This is a genomic window from Bradyrhizobium sp. LB11.1, assembly GCF_040549385.1.
Classification (GTDB): Bacteria; Pseudomonadota; Alphaproteobacteria; order Rhizobiales; family Xanthobacteraceae; genus Bradyrhizobium.
On the sequence record NZ_JBEPTH010000007.1, the window covers coordinates 284,989 to 306,320 of the forward strand.

18 protein-coding genes are annotated in these 21,332 nt (G+C 64.4%); 11 read left to right on the forward strand and 7 right to left on the reverse strand.

Annotated elements, in window-relative coordinates; all coding sequences use genetic code 11:
- Positions 1-4 precede the first annotated feature (4 nt).
- Genes ABIA96_RS20700 through gspM form a run of 4 tightly spaced genes read left to right on the forward strand, consistent with a single transcriptional unit; the run spans position 5 to position 3,258 of the window.
- On the forward strand, positions 5-721 hold the full coding sequence (locus ABIA96_RS20700) for a hypothetical protein (protein WP_354138889.1): 717 nt from the start codon (positions 5-7) through the stop codon (positions 719-721).
- Positions 718-1,632 (forward strand): type II secretion system minor pseudopilin, encoded by a 915-nt coding sequence (locus tag ABIA96_RS20705; protein ID WP_354138890.1) that lies wholly within the window; start codon positions 718-720, stop codon positions 1,630-1,632. The genes ABIA96_RS20700 and ABIA96_RS20705 overlap by 4 nt, the downstream gene beginning before the upstream one ends.
- A gap of 1 nt (position 1,633) precedes the next feature.
- On the forward strand, positions 1,634-2,671 hold the full coding sequence (locus ABIA96_RS20710) for a PilN domain-containing protein (protein ID WP_354138891.1): 1,038 nt from the start codon (positions 1,634-1,636) through the stop codon (positions 2,669-2,671).
- Positions 2,668-3,258 carry a type II secretion system protein GspM gene (gene gspM, locus ABIA96_RS20715; RefSeq protein WP_354138892.1) on the forward strand — a complete coding sequence of 197 codons (591 nt, stop codon included), beginning with the start codon at positions 2,668-2,670 and terminating at the stop codon, positions 3,256-3,258. The genes ABIA96_RS20710 and gspM overlap by 4 nt, the downstream gene beginning before the upstream one ends.
- A 7-nt stretch (positions 3,259-3,265) precedes the next feature.
- Here gspM and ABIA96_RS20720 read toward each other — a convergent pair whose 3' ends face one another.
- Positions 3,266-6,874 (reverse strand): autotransporter domain-containing protein, encoded by a 3,609-nt coding sequence (locus ABIA96_RS20720; RefSeq protein ID WP_354138893.1) that lies wholly within the window; start codon positions 6,872-6,874, stop codon positions 3,266-3,268.
- A 312-nt stretch (positions 6,875-7,186) separates the two neighbouring features.
- Here ABIA96_RS20720 and ABIA96_RS20725 point away from each other — a divergent pair, with 312 nt between their 5' ends.
- The 5 genes from ABIA96_RS20725 (at position 7,187) to ABIA96_RS20745 (ending at position 12,318) form a co-directional block, all read left to right on the forward strand.
- Complete coding sequence (locus ABIA96_RS20725) at positions 7,187-7,885, forward strand: hypothetical protein (RefSeq protein ID WP_354138894.1); 699 nt, start codon at positions 7,187-7,189, stop codon at positions 7,883-7,885.
- A 22-nt stretch (positions 7,886-7,907) separates the two neighbouring features.
- On the forward strand, positions 7,908-9,488 hold the full coding sequence (locus ABIA96_RS20730) for an MATE family efflux transporter (RefSeq protein WP_354138895.1): 1,581 nt from the start codon (positions 7,908-7,910) through the stop codon (positions 9,486-9,488).
- Between the two features lie 145 nt (positions 9,489-9,633).
- Positions 9,634-10,740, forward strand: a complete 1,107-nt coding sequence (locus tag ABIA96_RS20735) for a DegT/DnrJ/EryC1/StrS family aminotransferase (protein WP_354138896.1) — start codon at positions 9,634-9,636, stop codon at positions 10,738-10,740.
- Between the two features lie 79 nt (positions 10,741-10,819).
- The gene (locus ABIA96_RS20740; protein ID WP_354138897.1) at positions 10,820-11,302 is read left to right on the forward strand and encodes a sugar 3,4-ketoisomerase; all 483 of its coding nucleotides are present in this window, start codon (positions 10,820-10,822) and stop codon (positions 11,300-11,302) included.
- Positions 11,303-11,310: 8 nt separating this feature from the next.
- Positions 11,311-12,318 carry a hypothetical protein gene (locus ABIA96_RS20745; protein WP_354138898.1) on the forward strand — a complete coding sequence of 336 codons (1,008 nt, stop codon included), beginning with the start codon at positions 11,311-11,313 and terminating at the stop codon, positions 12,316-12,318.
- A gap of 45 nt (positions 12,319-12,363) precedes the next feature.
- Here ABIA96_RS20745 and ABIA96_RS20750 read toward each other — a convergent pair whose 3' ends face one another.
- Both ABIA96_RS20750 and ABIA96_RS20755 read right to left on the reverse strand, forming a co-directional pair.
- On the reverse strand, positions 12,364-13,152 hold the full coding sequence (locus ABIA96_RS20750; RefSeq protein WP_354138899.1) for a class I SAM-dependent methyltransferase: 789 nt from the start codon (positions 13,150-13,152) through the stop codon (positions 12,364-12,366).
- Positions 13,149-14,342 carry a CgeB family protein gene (locus ABIA96_RS20755; RefSeq protein WP_354138900.1) on the reverse strand — a complete coding sequence of 398 codons (1,194 nt, stop codon included), beginning with the start codon at positions 14,340-14,342 and terminating at the stop codon, positions 13,149-13,151. The genes ABIA96_RS20750 and ABIA96_RS20755 overlap by 4 nt, the downstream gene beginning before the upstream one ends.
- 332 nt (positions 14,343-14,674) lie before the next feature.
- On the opposite strand from ABIA96_RS20755, the gene ABIA96_RS20760 reads away from it, so the two are divergent.
- Positions 14,675-15,337, forward strand: a complete 663-nt coding sequence (locus ABIA96_RS20760) for an N-acetyltransferase (RefSeq protein ID WP_354138901.1) — start codon at positions 14,675-14,677, stop codon at positions 15,335-15,337.
- Positions 15,338-15,384: 47 nt separating this feature from the next.
- Here the strand turns inward: ABIA96_RS20760 and ABIA96_RS20765 are convergent, their stop codons facing one another.
- Positions 15,385-16,608 (reverse strand): phenylacetate--CoA ligase family protein, encoded by a 1,224-nt coding sequence (locus tag ABIA96_RS20765; protein WP_354138902.1) that lies wholly within the window; start codon positions 16,606-16,608, stop codon positions 15,385-15,387.
- An 86-nt stretch (positions 16,609-16,694) separates the two neighbouring features.
- Between ABIA96_RS20765 and ABIA96_RS20770 the strand changes: the two genes are divergently transcribed.
- Positions 16,695-17,846 (forward strand): AGE family epimerase/isomerase, encoded by a 1,152-nt coding sequence (locus ABIA96_RS20770; RefSeq protein ID WP_354138903.1) that lies wholly within the window; start codon positions 16,695-16,697, stop codon positions 17,844-17,846.
- 60 nt (positions 17,847-17,906) lie between these two features.
- Here ABIA96_RS20770 and ABIA96_RS20775 read toward each other — a convergent pair whose 3' ends face one another.
- The 3 genes from ABIA96_RS20775 to ABIA96_RS20785 form a co-directional block, all read right to left on the reverse strand.
- A complete protein-coding gene (locus tag ABIA96_RS20775; protein WP_354138904.1) occupies positions 17,907-18,746 on the reverse strand; it encodes an ABC transporter ATP-binding protein in 840 nt (279 codons plus the stop codon).
- A gap of 182 nt (positions 18,747-18,928) precedes the next feature.
- A complete protein-coding gene (locus ABIA96_RS20780) occupies positions 18,929-20,212 on the reverse strand; it encodes an ABC transporter substrate-binding protein (RefSeq protein WP_354138905.1) in 1,284 nt (427 codons plus the stop codon).
- Positions 20,213-20,256: 44 nt separating this feature from the next.
- Positions 20,257-21,330, reverse strand: coding sequence for a branched-chain amino acid ABC transporter permease (locus tag ABIA96_RS20785; RefSeq protein WP_354138906.1), 1,074 nt, complete (start codon positions 21,328-21,330; stop codon positions 20,257-20,259).
- Positions 21,331-21,332: the final 2 nt, after the last annotated feature.

Consider the following 21,332-nt stretch of genomic DNA (forward strand, 5'->3'; position numbering starts at 1 on the left):
CGCCATGACCCGTGCCATGAAACGCCTGCATCTTGCGCTCGCTTCCGAGGCGGGATTCACCCTGCTCGAAGTGCTGCTGGCGACGCTACTGATGACCGTGATCCTGGCCGCGCTCGCGACCGTGACGGCGCAGTGGCTGCCGAACTGGAATCGCGGCATTGCGCGGGTGCAGCGCGCGGAGCGTCTCTCCACCGGGCTCGACCGCATCGTTGCCGACCTCACCGTCGCCGAGCAGATGACAGTGAACGGCGACGCCAGGACACCGCTGTTCGATGGCGCCGAATTGTCGGTGACGTTCCTGCGCACCGCGCTCGGCCCGAGCGCGCGCCCGGGCCTGGAATTCATCCGCCTGATCGAGAAGGCCGACGCGCAGGGGTTGGCGCTGGTGCGCGAGCGCGCGCCGTTCCAGCCGATGCCGACGGACGGGCAGATTCGTTTCGTCGACCAGGTGGTGCTGATCCGCGCGCCGTTCCGTGTGAGCTTCGCCTATGCCGGGCCTGACAGGCAGTGGCGACCGACCTGGCACGGTCAAGCGCAATTGCCGGAGCGCATCCGCGTCACCGTACGCGACGGCGCCACCGGGCAGGTGCTGGCAGTTTCGGCCGCCGTGTTGCCGCACATCACGGCGCCCGCCGAATGCGCGCGGGCCAAGAATCCGACGACCTGCGTGACGGCGGGTACCAGGCCGCAACAGGCGCAGAAAGAGGAGCAGCAGTTGTGAGCGGTGCCGCCCACGATCAGGAAGCGCTGCGCGATGACCGCGGCTTCATTGTCATCGTGGTGCTCTGGATGCTGGCTGCGCTCGCCACGCTCGCACTGATCTACCTGAGCTATGTCACCAATACGGCGGTCACGGTCGCCGTCAACACCGACCGCTTGCAGGCTGATGCATTGATGAACGCGGGCCTCGAGCTCGCCGCCTATCGGCTGACCGCGCAAAGCGAGGCGACGCGCCCGACCAGCGGCACTTTCAACGCCCGCGTCGGGGCGGGTCGGGTGGCCGTGACGTTCCGCTCGGAGGCCGCGCGCATCGATCTCAACATGGCGCCGAAAGCCGTTCTCGCCGGCCTGATGATCGGGCTCGGCGTCTCCGCGTCGGATGCGCCTGATTACGCCGACCGGATCCTGGCGTGGCGTTCGTCGACGGAGACAGGCCAGGACAATCCGGAAGATTCCTACTACCGCACGCTCGGCGCGACCTATCTGCCGCGCCACGCGCCGTTTCCGCACAGCGACGAACTGTGGCTGGTGCGCGGCATCCCGCCGGCGGTGATCGAGCGCGTGCTGCCCTTCGTCACCGTGTTCAGCAATATGCGCACCGTGAACGTGCTGGATGCCGCGCCGCAGGTCGTGGCGGCGCTGCCTGACATGACGCCGGAGACCCTGCAACGCCTGCTGCGCGACCGTGCCGATCCCAACGTGGACCCGCGGTCCCTGATTGGGCTCGCCGGCAGCGCCAGCGCGACGATCGAGGGATCGAAGGCTTACCGCGTGACGGTCGCTGCCGAGGCACCGTCGCACCGGCAGAGCTCGGCGGAGATCGTCATCCTGCTTCTCGAAAGCGGCGATGAGCCCTATCGTGTATTGTCGTGGCACAACGCCTTCGACGGCTCGGCCGGAAAGCCTCTTTGAGATGAGTTCGCTCAGTTCCCTTCGCGCGATCTTTGATGCCTGGACCGGCACGGTGGCCGGTGCCGCCGTAGCCGGACTGGAGCGGATGGTCTCGCCGCGCCTGGTGCGGCTGGTCGAGGGCGAGACCGGCGCGTTCACGCTGGGGGCTGCGAAGCCGGAGAACGCGCCAAAGGAGATCGCATTCGAGGACGGCAAATTCACGGGCGCCAATCTCGCGCCGATCGTCCGCGGCTGCCGTGTCGAAATCGTGCTGCGGCCGGCGCGCTTCCTGTTCCGTCCGCTGGAGCTGCCGGCGCGTGCGGCCGATTTCCTCGATGGCATCGTGCGGGCGCAGATCGACCGGCTGACGCCGTGGAGCGCGGGCGACGCCGTGTTCGGTTGCAGCGCGCCGGTGGCGCAGGGCAGCGAGGGGATGACCACGATGATCGCGGCCGCACCGCGCCGGCTCGCGATGGGCTATGTCGAGGCGGTGTCCGGATTTCATCCGTCCGCGATCGCGGTTCTGACCGAGCCGGTCGAGGGCGGGCGCATCAAGGTGTTCGAGCAGAAATCGCGCGGCGCGATCGACCCGGTGCGGTTGAGCCGGACGCTGCAGGCGGTGCTGGCCGCAGCTGTGGTTGCCGCCGTTTTCGGCTCGATCGTCGCGGGCTATCTGGCCGACAGTTTGAGCGCGCATGAGAGCGAGCTCGAGCAACAGATCACCCAGCGCCGTGCCGCGATCCGCGGTGCCGACGGCGGCGAGCGATCGCCGCTGGCGCTGCTGGAGCGGCGCAAATACGACACGCCTGCGAGCGTGATCGTGCTGGAATCGCTGAGCCGTCTTTTGCCTGATCACACCTATGTCACCGAGATGCATCTGGCCGGAAATAAGCTCCAGATCGTCGGCATCACCCGCGATGCACCCTCGCTGATCCCGCTGATCGAGCAGTCCCGGCATTTTACGCGCGCAACCTTCTACGCCCCGACCACGCGCAGCTCCACTGATCCCGGTGAGCGTTTTCACATCGAGGCGCAGATCGAACCGAGGAACGCGCCGTGAACAGCAGCATCAGCAGCGGGCTGGCAGGCGGAAACGCGGTGGCGCGGTGGCTGAGCGGCTCGCCGCTGATCGCGGTGACGCTCTATCTCGCGGTGACGGCCGGGCTGTTGCTGATGGCGGGCCTGTCGATCGCCGACGTCATCGCCCATCGCCAGGCCCTGGCCCAGACCTCCGACCTGCTCGACCAGCTGCGCGGCCGCAAGGGCGCCGCCAAGAATGCCGCGGCGATCTCGGCCGAACATCCCGGCACGCCGTTCCTGGAGGGACCGACGGTGACGGTCGCAGGCGCCAATCTGCTGCAGCGGGTTGCGGCTGCGGTCGGCAATGTCGGCGGCTCGGTGCAGTCCTCGCAGGTCGACGTCTCGGGCGCGCAAGTGAAGGACGGTTTCGTCGGTCTCGTTGTCAGCTGCGAGCTGGAGCAGCCCGCGCTGCAGAAGGTGCTCTACGATCTCGAGGCGGGCATGCCGTTCCTGTTTGTCGACCAGCTCGACGTCCAGGTGCCGCAAAGCACGGGGCTGAACGAGGTCAGCACCGGCCGCGTCAGGGTGATCCTTGGCATCTCCGGCCAGTGGCAGGCGGGGAAGTAGGGCCAGCTCACCAGCTGTATTTGAACACGCCCTTGCCGGAATAGCTGGTGACGTTGCCGGAGAATTCGCCGTCGAAGGTGCCGGCGATCGAGAAGCCGTTCAGCCATTTCATCTCGGCGCTGGTGCTGACAAGCGCGGAATCGGCGTCGACCCTGGTGCCGTTGACGACGAAGCTCGCGCCCGGCAAGGTCTGGAACAGCGCGGTGACGGCGCGGCTCGGATTGTAGTCGTGCGCCCAGGCCGCGCGGCCGCGCAGGGTCAGCACGCCGTTCTGCATCGCGTAGGATTTGTCGGTGCGCAGGCCGAGCTCGGAGCGGGTGTCGGTCACCGACTGCGCGGCATAGTTCAGCGCGAACAGGCCGCCGCCATTGAGGCTGACTTCGGAATAGTTCGGCAGGTTGAAGTCCGTCACCTGCGCGGCGGCGTAGGGCGTGATGCCGATCAGCGGCGTCGTGAACCGATAGCCGCCCTCGAAGCGGGCCGAGAAGGTGTCGGCCTTGAAGCGGCCCTGGAGCTGGTCGGCGCCGGCCAGCGCCACGGTGCGATTGGTGGTGACGTCGTGCCAGCCATAGGCCAGCGCGGCGGCGATATAGGCCGGGCCGAAATTGTGCCGGCCATAGACGCCGGCCTGGAACAGGTCGGCGGAGCCCGCGCCCATGGCGTTGGCAACCGAGTAGTTCAGCCCGCCGCCGCCGAGCGAAAAGCCCACGAGCGTGTCCAGGGAAACCCTGTAGTCGGCGCCGGCCGCGCCGCCCCAGACCCGCGCGGTGAGGTCTTGCGAACCGGCCGCAGCATTGCCGCCGACCTGCGCCGAGCCGCCATAGCCGGCCGTCCAGACGCTCCAGCGATTGATCGGCTGCGACGACAGCAGCGGCGCCTTGGTCGCCATTGCGTAAGCCTCGCGCTCGCGCGTGGTGGCCGGGCGCATCGATGCATAGGCGGCCGCGTCATCGCTGTCGGCGAATTGCGCGACGCTGCCGGCCTTCGTGAAGCCGCTCGAGCGTCCGACGACGGTTGGATCAAGCATCAGGCTGAGGAACTGGCCGTCGGCGTTGATCGCGGACTGGATGATGCCGGTGCCGAGCTCGCCCGAAGCGGTGGTCAGTCCCGCAGGCGTCAGCGCAGCGAAGGCCGCCGGAATGCTGCCGGTCGAATTGAAGAAATTGGTCAGCGTGTTGGCGACGTTCTGCTGATTGACGTTGAGGCCGCCGCCGCTTGGCGTGAAGTTGACGCCGATATTGAGGAACACGTTGTTGATGTCGTAGCTCAGCGTCGCGTTGATCGACGGCATGTTGGAGACGACCGCCGAATTGAAGCGGGTACCGCCGAGGCCCGTGGCCGCGGTCAGGATCGTGTACTGCTTCTTGACGGTGCCGGAGCCGAAGATCGCGCTCACCGTCGCGTTGCCGAGCGCGGCTGCGCCCGTGATGTTGGCGAGGCTGGCGTTGGTGGAGGAGACCTGGACCATATAGGTCGAGGCCGCGGTGAAGCTCAGGGAGCCGTTGATCGTCAACGTCCCGGTCGGGCTCGCTGTGCTTCCCGGCGCGAGCGTGCCGCCATTGACCGCGACGCTGCCGACGGTGCCGGAGCCTGCGAGCGTGCCGCCGGCATTGACGGTGGACGCGCTGACGATCGAGCCGTTCACCTCCAGCCTGCCCCCGTTCACGGTGGTCGCGCCACTATAGGTGTTGGCGCCGGAGAGGATTTCCGTGCCGCCGGCATTGGTGAGGCCGCCGCCGGCGGCGCCGTCGGCGATGATTCCGGCGAAGGTGCCGTTGCCGTTGGTGACGGTCAGGGTGTTGGCGCCGAGATTGACGTTGCCCGAACCCGACAACGACTTGATCGAGGTGCCGGCGGTCAGGCCCGAGATGTCGAAGACGCCGTTGGCGATGACGCTGCTGGAGGTCGCGATGCTGCCGTCGTGGGCTAAGCCGTTGCCGAGATCGAGCTCGCCGCCGCTCGCGATGGTCGTCGTGCCGGTGTAGGTGTTGGTGCCGTAGAATGCCTGCTGGACGCCGCTCGCGATCATGACGCTGCCACCGGTGCCGCCGCCGATGCCGCCGTCCTGGATCACGCCGCCGAAGAAAGTGCCGCTGGCCAACGTGATCGTCAGCGTCTTAGATCCCAGCGCGACGACGCCGGTGTTGCCGAAGGAGAAGAGCGCGCCAACCGAAGCGCCGGAGTTGGTCTGGGAGATATCGAGCGTGGCGCCTGCCCCGCCGAACCCGACGTACAGAGAATTCGCGATTGATCCGTTGCCCTTGAGCGCCAGCGTCGCGCCGGGATCGATCTGGGTTGCATTGGTGTAGGTGTTCACGCCCGAGAGCGTCTGCACGCCGCCGCCAATCTCGAGGCCGGCATTCCCTGTGGTCCTGATGCTGCCTGCGAACTCGGTCGAGCCGTTGGAAATGAACAGCCCGTAAGTTGGGCCCATCTGCACGGTGCCGTTGCCGGCCAGCGTCGTGATCCCGGTTTGCGACGAGGCCGCTGTCGTATCGAGCGTTCCATTCACCGTGACAACGCTGGATGAGAAAATGCTGCCGAAGCCGGAGAGCGCGAGTGTTCCGGCCGAGACCGTCGTCGCGCCGGTGTAGGTGTTGATGTTCGTCAGCGTCAGCGTGCCGGTGCCGACCTTGGTCAGTCCGCCGCCGGTGCCGGAGATCACGCCGTCGACCTGGGTCGAGGTGTTGAGGCTTCCGGTGGTGAGCGTGTTGGCGCCGAGCACGTAATTGCCGGCGCCTTCGATCGACCCGGACGTCATGCCGCCGCTGGTCAGGCCGGAGATGTCGACGATGCCGCCGGCGTTGGTGATGAAGCGGGCGCTGCCACCGCTGCTCGTGCCGGTGAAGCTCGTGGTGCCGCCATTCTGGGTGGTGATGGCGGAGGAGCCTGCGGTGGTGAAATTGCTGAAGTTCAGTGTGCCGCTGTTGTCGATCGTCGCCGTGCCGGCGGTGGACGAGGTGTTGAAGGTCAGGAAGCCGGCGGCGTTGTTCGTAATGTTGGACCCGTTTGCCGAGGCCGAATCGTTGAAGTTCATCACCACGTTGTTGACGATCGTCGCGGTTCCGGCATTGGCGCTGTCGTTGAATTCGACGTCGCCGTTGTTGGTGATGTGCGCCGTGCCCGCAGTGCTCGTGTTGGTGAAGGCCATCGCGCCGCCGCTGACGCTGTAGGTCACGAAATTGCTGCCGCCGCTCGCGCTGCTCGCATGGGTGAACACCATGCTGGCGCCAACATTGAAGGTCTGGACGTTGGTCGAATTATTGGAGATGCCGGCGCCGTTGACCACGAAGATGTCATTGGTGTTGACGGTATAGGCCTGGGCATTGGGTGCAGCCGTGAACAACACGGCGCCGACGTTGACGAGACCGTTGCTGTCGACGGTGTTCGGGCCCGTATTGGTGAAAGTGGCCGTGCCGTCCGGCACCGTCGGATTGGATGTCCAGTTTGTGCCGTCCGTCCATTCGGTGGACGAGGCGCCGGTCCAAGTGCCATCGACGGCATGCGCGGCAACGACGCCGAGCGCCGTGGTCGCGAGCAAGGTCGCCAGCGAGTGACGGACCACAATGCGCAGCCGGCTATCGATCCTTGCGCGCACCACTGTCGGTCCAGCCATTGGGTCTTCTCAAATCGACAAAGAAAATCAGCAGTTTGTGCGCATAGCGCAGCCGCACGCGGATGCCATAATCCATAGCGTCGCGGAGGCCTGCAATGAATGGAGGTCCATTTGCGTTGAGTTCCACTCTGTTTCGTTTGCAATTTCGACGATCGTGGCCGTTGGGCAACATTTCCATGCGCCGCAACAGGGCGGAAAGCCCAGTTTCTCCAATCCGGTAGAACAGGTTGGACGCGGGTTGATCGTGAGGCCTATCGGAACTAGTTTGCTGCCTCTGGCTTGCCGCGCGCTGGCCGATCGCAGGGGAGTTCGATGTCGGTGTGGCTGAGATCGGTCGGAGTGGCTGTGTTGTGCGCGGTCCTCGGCATCACCGAAAGCGTAGCCGCCACCTCGTCGCGCATGGACATCCTGTCTGACGATACCGCCGGCAGCCCGGCCGGGAGCGTCGATGTCGGTGCGGTCAGACCGATTGCGCGGCCCGCGCCGGCTGCGAACAAGCCCACGCCTCGCGGCAATCCGCTCTGGTCGGTGCCGCTGTCGGCGCTGACCGTGACCCAGGAGCGCCCGATTTTCTCGGCGACCCGGCGGCCGCCGCCGCGCGCGGTTGCAGCCGCCCCGGCCGAAGAGGCCCAGGCGCCGCCGCCGAAGCCGGTTGAGGCGCCGCCGCCGCTGATGCTGGTCGGAGCCGTGGTGGGCGAGAGTGATGCGATCGCGATCCTCGTCAACCGCACCAACCAGAAGATCCTTCGGCTGCGACAAGGTGAATCGCTCGACGGCTGGTCGCTGACCTCGGTCCAGCCGCGCGAGGTAACGCTCAGGCAGGGCGATCGCAGCGAAGTGCTGGTGCTGCAGCGGCCGGAGGTCGCGTCCGCTCCCGCAAGCTCGCCGGGCATGGCGGGTGCTTCCGCGGATGGCAGCGGCCAGTTGACCATGCCGACCGCGGGCGGCCCATCGTTCGCGCCCTTCGTGCCGCGGTCCACGCCCAAGAACGGCCAGCCGGACGGGCTCTGAGCGCTGCCGGGAAGGATGCGGTTTGACCGACACGCAGACTGACGCGCCCGGCAAGGCCGAGGGTGCGGGTGGACCCGGCGGTACCGGGCGGGCCCGCCGGCTCGTTCGCGGCTGGTCGGCGAATCTGGTCCAGATGCTGTTGGGCCTGACCCAGCAGTTGCTGCTGATCCCCGCATTCCTGCACGTCTGGAGCGGCGACGTGCTCGCGGGGTGGCTTGCGATCTATGCCGCCGGAAGCCTCGTCATCGTGGCGGATGCCGGATTGCAGCTTCGCGCCGTCAATCGGTTTCTCGCCTTCAAGTCCTGCGCCGATTGCGACGGGCGCACGGCGAGCGTCTACCACGGGATGCTGCGGATCTATTTCGCCATCGTCGCCGGGCTTGGTGTCCTGCTCTGCGCAGCCGAGTATCTTGCTCCGCCGTCGGCCGTGTTCGGTTTTCGCGGGATGCCGACATTCGACGCGGCGATGCTGGTGATGACGCTGGGAATACTCCTGAGTTTGCCCACCAACCTCTGCTCCGGCCTCTATCGCGCCCGCGGCCTGTATGGCAGGGCCGTATGGCTGCAAAACGCAGCACTGCTGCTCGGCCAGATCGCGCAGCTTGTCGCGCTCGCGATGTTCGGAAGTCTGCTTGCGGTGGCGATCGCCTTCGTGTCGACGCAGATCCTCTTCACGATCTTCATCGTCGGCTTCGACGCGCCGCGCCGGTTTCCGTTCCTGCGCCGTGGCGCAAGGCCGCCGTTCATCTCGCCATCCTGGCGCTGGAGCATCGGCCAGTTCGGCCGCGCGCTGCCCTTCGCGATCGCCAACATCACCGAGCTTGCGCTCGTCAACGTTCCGGTCCTGCTCGTCTCCGCGTTCGTCACCGATCGCGTCGCAGTGGTGCAATGGGGGCTGACGCGCGTGATCGCGGGTCTGGTGCGTGGGCTATGTCTCCAAACCGCCTTGCCGCTCGGCGCCGAACTCGGGCACGATCATGCAATCGGCGACAAAGAGCGGCTCCGGCGTCTTTACGCTCACGGATCGGTGTTCGTCACCGGGCTTGCGTGCCTGACCGTCGCCGGCTTTCTGCCGTTCTGGCCCGATTTCTTCGCATTGTGGACCCATGGCAGCATACCCTATGACGAGCTGCTTGCGGTGACGCTGCTGCTCGGCTCGGCCGCAGGCGCGCCCTCGCTGATGGCGCTGGTCTTTGCCAATCACAGCGATCGCGGTGCGCTTCTGATCCGGACCAAGGGGCTCCAGTTCGTCGTATTCCTGCTGCTGGCCTTCGTCCTGATACCGAGGCTCGGACCGCTCGGCGCGGCGCTTGCGGTGGTCGCGAGCGACATTCTCGTTCAGTTCGGGCTGCTTACGCTGGTGATCATATGGCAGACCCTGCGCCATCCGCTCAGGCACGTCGCGTTCCTGATGCTCACGGCCGCGGGGATCGTGGCGCCGGGCTGGCTGATCGGGCTCGCAATCACCACGCTCCTGCCGGGAAGCGGGCTCGTGCATTTCGTCCTGGAATGCGCAATCTGGCTGGCGGTGATCGGCGGGCTGGCAAGTCCGCTGTTGAACTCAGCGCTGCGCGAACGCCTGCGGGCGCTGGTTCCGGCCTAGCCGATGATCGCATCATGCCGTCAGCGCAAGCCGGCGCGCTCGTTGCCGATCGCGCGCTCGTTGTCCCGGGCTGGCGAGCCTTGCTTTTGGTCTGATTGAGTGGCATTGCCAGCGATCCTTTCCAGCGTATCAAAAGGCCGAGCCGATGGTGCCACGTGTTCCGCTGAACGATCTCGTGCGGCAGAATCTTACGATCCGTGATGATCTCGTCGCCTCGGCCAGCCGAGTGATCGATCGCGGCTGGTTTGTGCTGGGATCGGAAGGGTCGCAGTTCGAAACAGCGTTCGCCGGCTATTGTGGCGCGGCCCACGCCATCGGGCTCGCGAACGGGACCGATGCGATCGAAATTGCGTTGCGCGCTGTCGGCGTGAAGGCGGGCGATGCCGTCGTGACGGTCGCAAATGCGGGCTTCTATAGCAGCACGGCAATACATGCGATCGGAGCGCTGCCGGTCTATGTCGACGTCGACGCGACCACACACCTCATGGAAGTCGAAGCGCTGCGGCGCGCCCTTGCGACGCAGTCGATATCAGCAGTGGTCGTGACCCATCTCTACGGCCGACTCGCGGACGTCGAAGCCATTGTTGCTCTCTGCGATCCCAAGGGTATTGCGGTTATCGAGGATTGCGCTCAGGCACATGGGGCTCAACGCAATGGCAGGCGTGCAGGCAGCTTTGCCAAGGCCGGCTGCTTCAGCTTCTATCCAACCAAGAACCTTGGCGCCCTCGGCGACGGCGGCGCGATAACGACGAACGATGCCGCCATTGCCGCTGATCTGCGCGAACTGCGGCAGTATGGCTGGGATCGGAAATACCGTGTAAATCGGGCAGGTGGACGCAACAGCCGACTTGATGAGATACAGGCGGCGCTATTGTTGACCAAGCTTCCCCGTCTCGACGCCTGGAACGAAGAGCGTCGAAGCATTGCCCGTCGATATGCGAGCGGCATCACTCATCCTGCGATCCAGTGTCCGCGGGACTTCGGCCTCGACGACGTGGTTCATCTCTTTGTTGTACGCTGCAAGGACCGGGATCGTTTTCGACAGCACCTGGATGTGAATGGAATTGCTTCCGACATTCACTATCCGATACCGGACCATCGCCAGCCCGCCTATGCCGAGCGGACCAATGGTGTGAGTGAGATGCTGACGGAAACGGAACGTCTGGCCGGTGAAATCGTGACAATACCCTGCTTCAATGGTATGGACGAACGGGAGATCGAGCGGGTCATCGCCGTTGCAAATAGCTGGTGACGCGACGTTAAAGCGCAGAATTCGGGATGGATTGCTTGTATTGCCGAATAGCAGTTTGGGCGCGCGGTTGGGACCAGGAATGTCAGAGCAGAAATTGATCAGGTTCGACGCACAGGCAGGCAAGACGTCAGTCCAAGTCACGCCGACGGATCTGCGCGGGGTGAACGTATTTCACTTTCCCTGGGTGAGCGACCCGCGCGGTGACCTCACCGTGGGCGAATTTGGCAAGGACTTTCCGTTCGTGCCCAAGCGCTATTTCATCGTATTCGGCGTATCGCCAGAGACGCTCCGAGGCGAGCACGCCCACAAGCAATGCCACCAGTTCCTGATCTGCGCTCAGGGAAGCTGCAACGCGATCGTTGACGATGGTGTTGTTCGTCGTGAATTCGTTTTGGACAATCCAAGCGTCGGCATCTACATCCCACCGATGATATGGGGCACGCAGTACAAGTACAGCAAGGACGGTGCCTTGCTGGTCTTTGCCTCCGACTATTACGATCCGGGCGACTACATTCGCGACTACGGCGAATTTCTGGACGCCACGCGAGCGCGCGACCGGTAACGGCCATCGTGACAGAGCGCGTTTACTGTACCTACTTCGACCACAATTATTTGTCGCGCGGGGTGGCGCTGTATCATTCGATGCAGCGTCATGCTCCGGGATCCCGGCTGTGGGTGCTGTGCCTGAGCGACGAGGCTTGCAAAATTCTGGTAGCTCTCAACCTGCCTGGCATTGTTGCGGTGTCATTGGGTGACTTCGAAGCTGCGGATCCAGAACTTGCCGCGACGCGATCCAGCCGGAGCATCGTCGAGTATTACTTCACGTGCACGGCAGCGTGGATGCTGTACGTTCTTAAAAAGGAACCGAACGCTGAATGGATCACCTATCTCGACGGCGATCTGTATTTCTATCAGTCGCCGGAGGTTGTCTTCGATGAACTGAAGGACGCCTCAGTTGCGATTATCGCTCACCGCTACGCTCCGAATCTCAAGCAGCGGCGAAGCTTCGGGACCTACAATGTCGGGTGGGTCGGAATGCGCAACGATCCGGATGGAAGAGCTGTCGTGCAATGGTGGCGGACGAAATGCATCGAGTGGTGCTACGATCATGTCGATGGTAGCCGTTATGCGGATCAAGGCTACCTCGACTCGTTCTCTGCGCTGTCGCCGCGTGTCAAGAGCGTCGACAATATTGGCGCGAATCTGGCGCCATGGAATATAGCCAATTACCGGATCGATTTTCGTGGCGGGCGGGTCATGGTCGATCAAACGCCGCTGGTATTTTTCCATTTTCAGGGGCTGCGAACTGCAGGCCGCTGGTTCATATTCAACAGCCACCGTGTTTTTGGCGCGCCATTATCCCGCGTGACGCGCAACCACATTTACCGACTCTATGTGAACGATTTGATCGCGGTGGAAGAAACCGTTCGCCCAATATTGAGCTTGGATGAAGTGAGACCCCAGGCTCGTTCTCACACACTGAAGGGATGGCTGCGAAGCGTAGGTCTGCTTGGATACCGGTTGCTCGATGTCGTGACCGGACGTGCCTTCTTTGTGATCAGGGGCAAGGTACTCTGAGGCCGTCGCCCGACGCGCGACGAGAAAGCCGCCGCACATTTCCGATCAAGTGACTGATAACAGATAGGTTTCGGTCCACGACGGATCTCCTGTCACTGCAGAGACGTCATAGGGAATGCTGCGCCATTGCTGATCCAGGCGCAATCCTGCAGTCTCGCAGAGCGAGATCAGTTCGTCTCTATTAAAGACGATCTCGACGACCGGTGAGCCGTATGCGTATTTTTGCAGGCATGTGGTCTCACGCTTGCCGAATACCGGCACGCTATGCAGGATGCAATAGCGCTTGGCAACGCGCGCCGCTTCGCGGATCGCACGTTCGTAGTCGACGATATGCATGAGAGACACGCCGTTGAAGACGATGTCGAAGGCGTCATCGTCATAAGGCAGCCGCGTCGCGTCCGCGATCTCGAACGAGCCGGACGGGTACCGCTTCCTTGCACGGGCAATCATAGCCTCGGAATAGTCGATACCGGTATATCGTAGCCCTACGGGCGCCAGGTCGGCAAACACGTCGGAATAGTATCCGCTGCCGCAGCCGACCTCGATCAGGCTCGGATTGTCCAGTTGTGTCGCAACGACCGCTTCGGCTGCAATCCTGAGATCCAGCCGCGGCTCCCCCCGCTTCATGGCGCCGAGCAGGCTGAGATAGGCCCGCTCCTGCCGACTGACGGTTCTGCTGGCGAGCCATCCCGATGATGCGGCCTGAAGTCGGCGTGCTTCATCGATCCCGCTCAGAACACGATAATCGGTTGAAACCAGGATCTGGCGGCGCAAGACCGGAATCGCGCGGATGATGCGAGCAGCAATTCGTCTGGCAAGCGGGCGGGTCGTCATCGGTGCGAAGGCATCTCTGCGGCCAGTTGCAGAAGAGACTGTACGCGTTGGCGATAGGTATGCTGGGCGAGAGTTCGAGCCTGGCCGGCCTGTGCGATGGCTTGCCGCCGGTCTTCATCGTCGAGCGCGCGCTTGATCTCGGATAGGCACTCGTCAACGGACTTCCACACCGAGACTTCGCGGCCACGCTCGAACAGGCTGGGCATGTTGTCCTTATCGTCAGTCAACAGGAACGAGCCCGCGCCGGTTGCCTCGAACAGCCGCATGTTGCCTGCTTCGCGCCCTGCCATGTCAATGTGCGAGTTCAGGGTGACCCGAGAGGTTCTGAATACCTGATACATCTCCGCGCCCCACACCTCGCTCTGGTAGCAGCGGTGGAGCGGCGAGGACGCGGGCAGGGTATGCAGGCCGCTGCCGTACAGCTTCAAATCATAGTGACGGGCCACCGATTCGAGCTGCGCGACCCGCTGCTGGTGATCCACCGACACGGCGCCAACGAACGAGACGTCAATGCTGCGCTCGGGCACGGGCGGGAGAACGTCGAGAATATCAGGCTCGAAGGCGAGATGGAGCACTTCCGCGCGGGCGCCTTTGGCCCGGAAGAAGTTCACGATGTGAGCCAGCTGCGAAATGATCAAATCATAAACGGTCCAGTCCTCGCTGCGTGGTGGAGAGACGCCGATCTGGCCGATCATGATTGGCCTGCCTATCTGTTTGATCCGGCGCGCCAGGCTCGTGTCGACATGAAACAAATCCTGATTGAGTACGAGATCCGGTTTGAACTCCTCGATCTGTGCAAGGAGGATCCTCTCCGATTGCTCGTCAAGTCGCGGGCTCAGTCCGACTTTGCGTGCCAGGGGCCTCAGAACCGGCTTGAACGGCGCGACCGCGCGGTGCAGCCATCCCGGCACAGCATCGCGTGCGATTGAACCAGATCGAGACGGCGGCTCGACAGCGATGCCGTGTTCACGCGCCCAGGCCGTTTGCATCCAGGCGTTGTTGACGTGGATGTCGGCGGCGACGTGTCCAAGCTTGGCAAAATTTCGGGAATAGAAATCGGCAACGCCGAACAGGCTGGCGTTGCGGGCGGCCATCTGCGTCGCATAGTCAGCGTCCGCAAGGCCTGGCTGGCGCCCGTATTGCCAGGCCAGGAAGCGCGCATAGTCGGCATTGAGGACGAGGACGCGCACGAAAATCCGTTGCCGTTCCAAAGCAAGCCCAAATCATCGGCTTGGAAGTTTCGAAGACCTGCGGCATCGGCGCCGCCTCCGGCCTCGATATCACCGGCATGGGCGACTTCAAAGCGGAAATTCCGCTGTCCAGGATCGAAGCATCTGGATATCACCGATGGGCCTCCGCTTGAAAGCGGAACATCGTCTCGACGGCGCCATTTATTGCACATTGCGCGCCTTGATCTGTGCGACCTTTTCTTAATATAGGACGAGACCGAAAGGAGCGCGTGGCCAACCGGGACCGGGTGCATTTTGTGTCGGCGCGGCCACGAGAGAGGGAAAGTATCCACATGACGACGCTGCAAGCTGATGGTCCGGCCCCTTTCATTCATTCGACGGCGGTCGTCGAGGATGGCGCGCAGGTCGGCGCCTTCACCAAGGTTTGGTACTTCTCGCACGTTGCGCTTGGCGCGCGCATCGGAGAGAACTCCAGCCTTGGGCAGAACACCTATGTCGAGCGCAACGCCATTGTCGGCAACGCGTGCCGGCTGGGTAACTCGGTTTCGATCTTCTCGCATGTCGAACTTGAGGATTTCGTGTTCTGTGCGCCCTACATGGTGTTCACTCACATCTCGTTTCCGCGCGCCGCGGTCAATCGCCACGCGGTGTTCAAGAAGACGTTGGTGAAGACCGGGACGACGCTTGGCGCGAACTCGACCGTTGTTCCCGACGTTACCTGCGGTGTGGGCACTTTCCTCGCAGCCGGCGCGACGCTGACCAAGAGCTCGAAGGACTGGTCCATGATGGTCGGCACGCCGGCACGCCAGGTGGGTTGGGTGAGTGCCTTCGGAGAGAAGATCGACTTGCCGCTTTCCGGCCACGGCGAATGGCGCTGCAAGCAGACCGACGATCTCTATGTGCTGGACGGAACCGAGATGACGCGGCATGCCGGTCCGAAGGATATTCTCAAATACGAGCCCGGCCAGCGGCTGATCCGGATGGAAGTCCTTTAGCCAGCCTGACAGGGTCAGCGCTCGCAGCGCGAGGAGTGATCTGCGGGCTACCGTTCGTCCGCGATTACCTTGCCGTCGTTCGGCAGCGCGCCGGGGCTGACCAGCTCGACGGAGCCGCCGAGCTTCGTCACGGCCCGCAGGCTGGCCGCGATTTCCTCGCGCAGTGCATCGCCCGATGTGCCGGCCTCGGCCTTCAGCGTCATCGCATCGGCCTCGCCCTGGCGGGTGACGACGAGGCGCAGCCGTCCGAGCGCGGGATGGCGCTTGCCGATCTCGGCGACCTGCTCGGGGCGGACGAACATGCCCTTGACCTTGGTGGTCTGGTCGGCGCGGCCCATCCAGCCGTTGATGCGCGTGTTGGTGCGACCGCATTTACCTGGGCCCGGCAACGCCGTGGTGAGGTCGCCGAGCGCGAGCCGGATCCAGGGATGGTGCGGATCGAGCGAGGTCACCACGATCTCGCCGACATCGCCCGGCGCCACGGGATCACCGGTGCCGGGCTTGACGATCTCCATGATCAGATCCTCGTTCACGACCATACCGTCGCGCCCCGCGGTTTCGAACGCGATGAGGCCGAGATCGGCGGTGCCGAACGCCTGGTAGGCGTCGATGCCTCGCGCCTTGATCTCGGCCTGGAGCGAGGGAGGGAAGGCGGCGCCTGAGACCAGCGCGCGTTTGATCGAGGAGACGTCGCGGCCTGCGGTCACTGCGGCATCGAGCAGGATCTTCAGGAAGTCCGGGGTGCCGCTGTAGCCGACGGGACGGTAGGCCTCGATCAGCTCGAACTGCTGCTCGGTATTGCCGGGGCCGGCCGGGATCACCGCGCAGCCCAGCGCGCGCGCCGAGGCGTCGAAAATGAAGCCGCCGGGGGTGAGGTGGTAGCTGAAGGTGTTGAGCACGATGTCGCCGGGCCGAAACCCCGCGGCAAAGAGCGCCCGCGCGCCGCGCCAGGGATCGGCATGGGTGCCCTCCGGCTCGAAGATCGGGCCCGGGGAGGTAAAGAGGCGGGCGAACGACCCCGGGGCCCCCGCCACGAAGCCGCCGAAGGGCCGGGAGGCCTGATGCAGGGCGGGCAGTTCCGACTTGCGCAGCACGGGAAGGCCCGCCAGCGCCGTCCTGGAGGTCACCGAGGCGGGATCGGTGCCCTTCAGCCGCTCGGCATAGGCCGGCGCGCTCATCGCGCTGCGCAGGACGCCCGGCAGGCGGGCGAACAGATCGGCCTCGCGCGCCGCTGGCTCGCGCGTCTCGAGGGCGTCGTAATGGGCGGTCATGGCAGGTCTTTCCGGGTTGGCATCCGTTGCGCGCCGCCGCCCGCATGGGTATCAGACGGCCATTGGCGGAGCCGGGAGACGACGCGATGGCGGACGAGAGCATCATTCCGGCGGACGAGGCGGCTGACGTCGTCGCTCGCCTGAAGCGCCGCATGATCGAGCATGCGATCCCGCTGTGGTCCACCGTCGGCTGGGACGATGCGACGGGCGGTTTCATCGACCGGCTCCACCGCGACGGCACGGCGGATATGGCCGCGCCGCGGCGGGTGATGGTGCAGGCCCGCCAGATCTATTGCTACGCCAAGGCGGCGCAGATGGGCTGGTATCCCGAGGGACGCGCCATCGCGCTGAAGGGACTCGAGCACCTGCTGGCGAAGGCCAAGGCGCCCGACGGCCGCCCCGGCTACGTGCACCGGCTGACGCCTGATGGAGCGGTGCTGGACGGCCGGCGCGATGCCTATGACCACGCCTTCATCCTGTTTGCGCTGGCGACCGTCTATGCGCTCGACAAGGATGCGCAAATCCGCGCCGAGATCGACGCGCTGCTCGCCTTCCTCGACGGCCATCTGCGCTCGCCGCATGGCGGCGTGCATGAGAGCCTGCCGGTGTCGCTGCCGCGCCGGCAGAACCCGCACATGCATCTGTTCGAGGCGATGATCGCGTGCTTCGACGCGACCCACGATCTGTCGTTCCAGAATCGCGCTGGCGAATTCTTCGCGCTGTTCCTCGCCAATCTCTACGACAAGCAGAAGCGCATCCTCACGGAGTACTTCGAGGAGGACTGGTCGAAGATCGAGCCGGTCAGCGTCGAGCCGGGCCATCAGGCTGAATGGGTCTGGCTGCTGAAAGGTTTTGAGCGCATCACGGGTTGCCCGACCGGACAGCGCCGCGCCGAGTTGCTGGCGACAGCGCTGCGCTATCGCGACGCGGCCACCGGCTGCCTCGTCGACGAGGGCGACGATACCGGCAACATCCGCCGCTCGACGCGCCGGCTGTGGCCGCAGACCGAGATGGCGAAGGCGTGGATTGCGCAGGCCGAGTCCGGCGAGGCGGGCGCGGCGGAGGAAGCGCGCGCGGCGCTGGTGCGGCTCGAACGGCATTACCTCATCCATCCCGTGCAGGGGGGCTGGTACGACCAGTTCGACAGCGACGGCAAATCGCTGATCGACACCATTCCTGCGTCGTCGTTCTATCATGTTCTCTGCGCGGTCATTGAAGCGGAGCAGGTGCTGGGCTAGAGCTCTTTTGTTTTGACGCGTTTTCTTCACGCGAACCGGTTCCCACTTCGCTTGAAAACGCTATAGCCAGCGCTTGCGCCGCTTGAAGCTCTTGAGGTTCTTGAAGCTCTTGCGCTGGTCGCCGGCGCCGCCGAGGTAGAACTCCTTGACGTCCTCGTTGTCGCGCAATTCATCCGCGGTGCCGTCGAGCACGACCTTGCCCTGCTCCATGATGTAGCCGTGGCTTGCCACCGACAGCGCGGCGCGCGCGTTCTGCTCGACCAGCAGGATGGTGACGCCGAGGTCGCGGTTGATCTTCTGGATGATCGAGAACACCTCTTTCACCAACAGCGGCGACAGGCCCATCGACGGCTCGTCCATCAAAATCATCTTCGGGCGCGCCATCAGCGCACGGCCGATCGCGAGCATCTGCTGCTCGCCGCCGGAGAGATAACCGGCGAGGCCCGTGCGCTCCTTCAGGCGCGGGAAATAGTTGAAGACCATGTCGAGGTCGGCATCGACCTCGCGATCCCTGCGGGTGAAGGCACCGAGCTTGAGGTTTTCCAGCGACGTCATGTCGGCGATGATGCGCCGGCCCTCCATCACCTGGAAGATGCCGCGGCGGACGATCTTGTCGGGATCGATGCCGTTGATCCGTTCGCCCTCGAACAGGATCTCGCCGCGCGTGACCTCGCCATCCTCGGTCTTGAGCAGCCCCGAGATCGCCTTCAGCGTAGTCGACTTGCCGGCACCGTTGGCGCCGAGCAGCGCCACGATTGCACCCTTGGGCACGTCGAGGCTGAGGCCGCGCAGCACCAGGATGACGTCGTCATAGACGACCTCGATGTTGCGCACGGCGAGGAGGGGCGGTGCGGGTACGACGCTAGGTGAGGGACGCTCGATTTGAGCCGTTTCACTCATGGTTCAATACTCTCGATGCCGTCGCCCGCCTTGTGCGCATTTGCGCACCGGGGCGGGTGACCCAGTATTCCAGAGACGCCTGAGATTCACGGGAGAAGCCGCGGCGTACAGGATCCCCCGCTCCAGTGCGCAATTGCGCACAAGGCGGGGGATGACAGTTGTGTGCGTTGTCAGAGCCGGGCTCACCAGCCCAGCAGTTCCGGCTTGCGTGGCAGCTCGACGGTCTTGACCTTCTCGAGCTTGATCGTGCCCTTGGCCATGAGGTCGTTGAGATCGCCGTCGGTCGCGCCCGAGATCTTGGTGCGATAGAGCTCGACCTTCAGCGTGCCGCGATGGTCCTTGTCGGTCCAGGTCGAAGGCGCGCAGACGCCTTCCATACCGGCCGGCACCCAATCCTTCTTCTGGTAAAAACCCTTCACGACGTTGTCGCCGGTGGCGCCGCCGTTCTTGGCGGCCCAGTCGAGTGCTTCCTTCATGTAGAGCGCCGAGCAAACCGCGGCGATGTAGTGCACCGGGCGATAGACCTTGCCGGTGGGGTCGGACATCTTGGAGATCTCCATCACCGTCTTCATGCCGGGCGCATCGCCGCCCCAGCTCACCGCGGTGCGCAGCGGGAAGATGACGCCATTGGCCGCATCGCCCGCAGTCTTGGCGGCGTTCTCGTCCATGCCCCAGACGTTGCCGAGGAACTGGATGTCGACGCCGGCGGTCTTGCAGGCCTTCATCACCGAGATGTTGGAGGCCGCGGTGTTGCCGAGATAAGCGTAGTTGGCGCCCGAGGATTTCAGGCTCAGGCACTGCGCGCTGTAGTCACCCGGCGCGAGCGCGAACACCAACGGGGGGAGCACCTCGAAGCCGAGTTCCAGCGCCATGGCCTCGCCGGCGGCCTTCGGCGCGTTCGGGTAGGGATGGTTGGCGCCCATGTGCACGAATTTCGGCTTGCCGGGCTTGCCCTTGGCCTTCCAGTCCTCAGCCGCCCAGATCAGCATCGCGCGGAGCGAATCCGAATAGCTCGGGCCGTAGAAGAAATTGTAGGGCGCGGGCTTCGCCTTACCGCTGGTGCCTTCGGGATCGGTCAGGGCTGCGGCGTAAGAGCCGGAGAGATCGGGGATCTTGTCCTGGGCGAGAAAGCCGGTCAGCGCCTCGGTGTCGGCGGTGCCCCAGCCCATGATGGCCGCGACCTTGTTGTCGGGCGCCGACCATTTCTTGTAGAGCGCGATCGCCTTCGGCACCTGGTAGCCGTAGTCGTTGGTGTCGACGTTGAGCTGCTTGCCGCCGACGCCGCCGTTCTTGTTGACCCAGGCAAATGTGTCGGCGACAGCCTGGCCGTAGGGCGTGCCGACATCCGAGGTGCCGCCGGAATAATCGGCAAGATGGCCGATCGCGATCTGCGCCTGCGCACTCGCCGAGAATGCGGCGATCGCGATCGCGAGCGATGCGGTGCTCAAAAGGGACTTCATCTTCATGGGTCGGTTCCTCCGGTTTATTGTTTAAGTGAAGCAGCCCGCGCTCAATGCGAGAACGGGTAGAGTTTCCAGTACGCCTTGATCTGCCGCCAGCGATGCGCGAGCCCATCCGGCTCGAACATCAAGAACACGATGATGATCACCCCGATCGCGATCTCGCGCAGGAAGGTGATGTTGTTGTTGAGCGACAGAGCCCTGTCGACCGCGCCGCCCTTCAGGTACAGGCTGAGCAATTCCATCGATTCCGGCAGCAGCACCACGAAGGCCGTGCCCATCAGCGTGCCCATGATCGAGCCGGTGCCGCCAATGATGATCATGGCGAGGAACAGGATCGAGCGTTCGATTCCGAAACCTTCTTGCGAGACGACGAGCTGATAGTGCGCATAGAGCGCACCGGCGATGCCGGCGAAGAATGCGGCAAGGCCAAACGACAGCGTGCGGTATTTGGTGAGGTTGATGCCCATGATCTCCGCCGAGAGATAATGGTCGCGGATCGCCACCAGCGCGCGGCCGTCGCGCGTGCGCATCAAATTGGTGACGAGGATGTAGCTCGCGAGCACATAGGCCAGTACGACGTAGAAATATTGCCTGTCGCCGCGCAGCGCGTAGCCGAAGAGGGAGAACGGTTCGGCACTGGCCGGCACGGAGCCGCCGGAAAACCATTCGGCGCGGGAGAAGAAGTCGAGCAGGATGTATTGCGCGGCCAGCGTCGCGATGACGAGATAGAGACCTTTGAGCCGCGCCGCCGGAATGCCGAAGATCAGCCCGACCAGCGCGGTGACGACACCCGCGAGCGGAATCGCGAAGAACACCGGGATCGGCGCGTTGTTGGAGATGTAGGCCGACGTGAAGGCGCCGAGCAGGAAGAAGGCGGCGTGTCCGATCGAGATCTGGCCGGTGAAGCCGACCAGGATGTTCAGCCCCAGCGCGGCAATCGAGAAGATGCCGATCTGGATCATGATGCTGAGCCAGTAGCCGCCGAGGACTTGCGGCACGAGGCAGAGCAGCAGCACGCCTGTTATCGCGAAGTTGCGGCTGGTCGTGGTCGGGAAGATCGTGGTGTCGGCCGCGTAGGAGGTGCGGAAATCACCAGCAGGGATGAGGGCAGGGCCGGCCATGG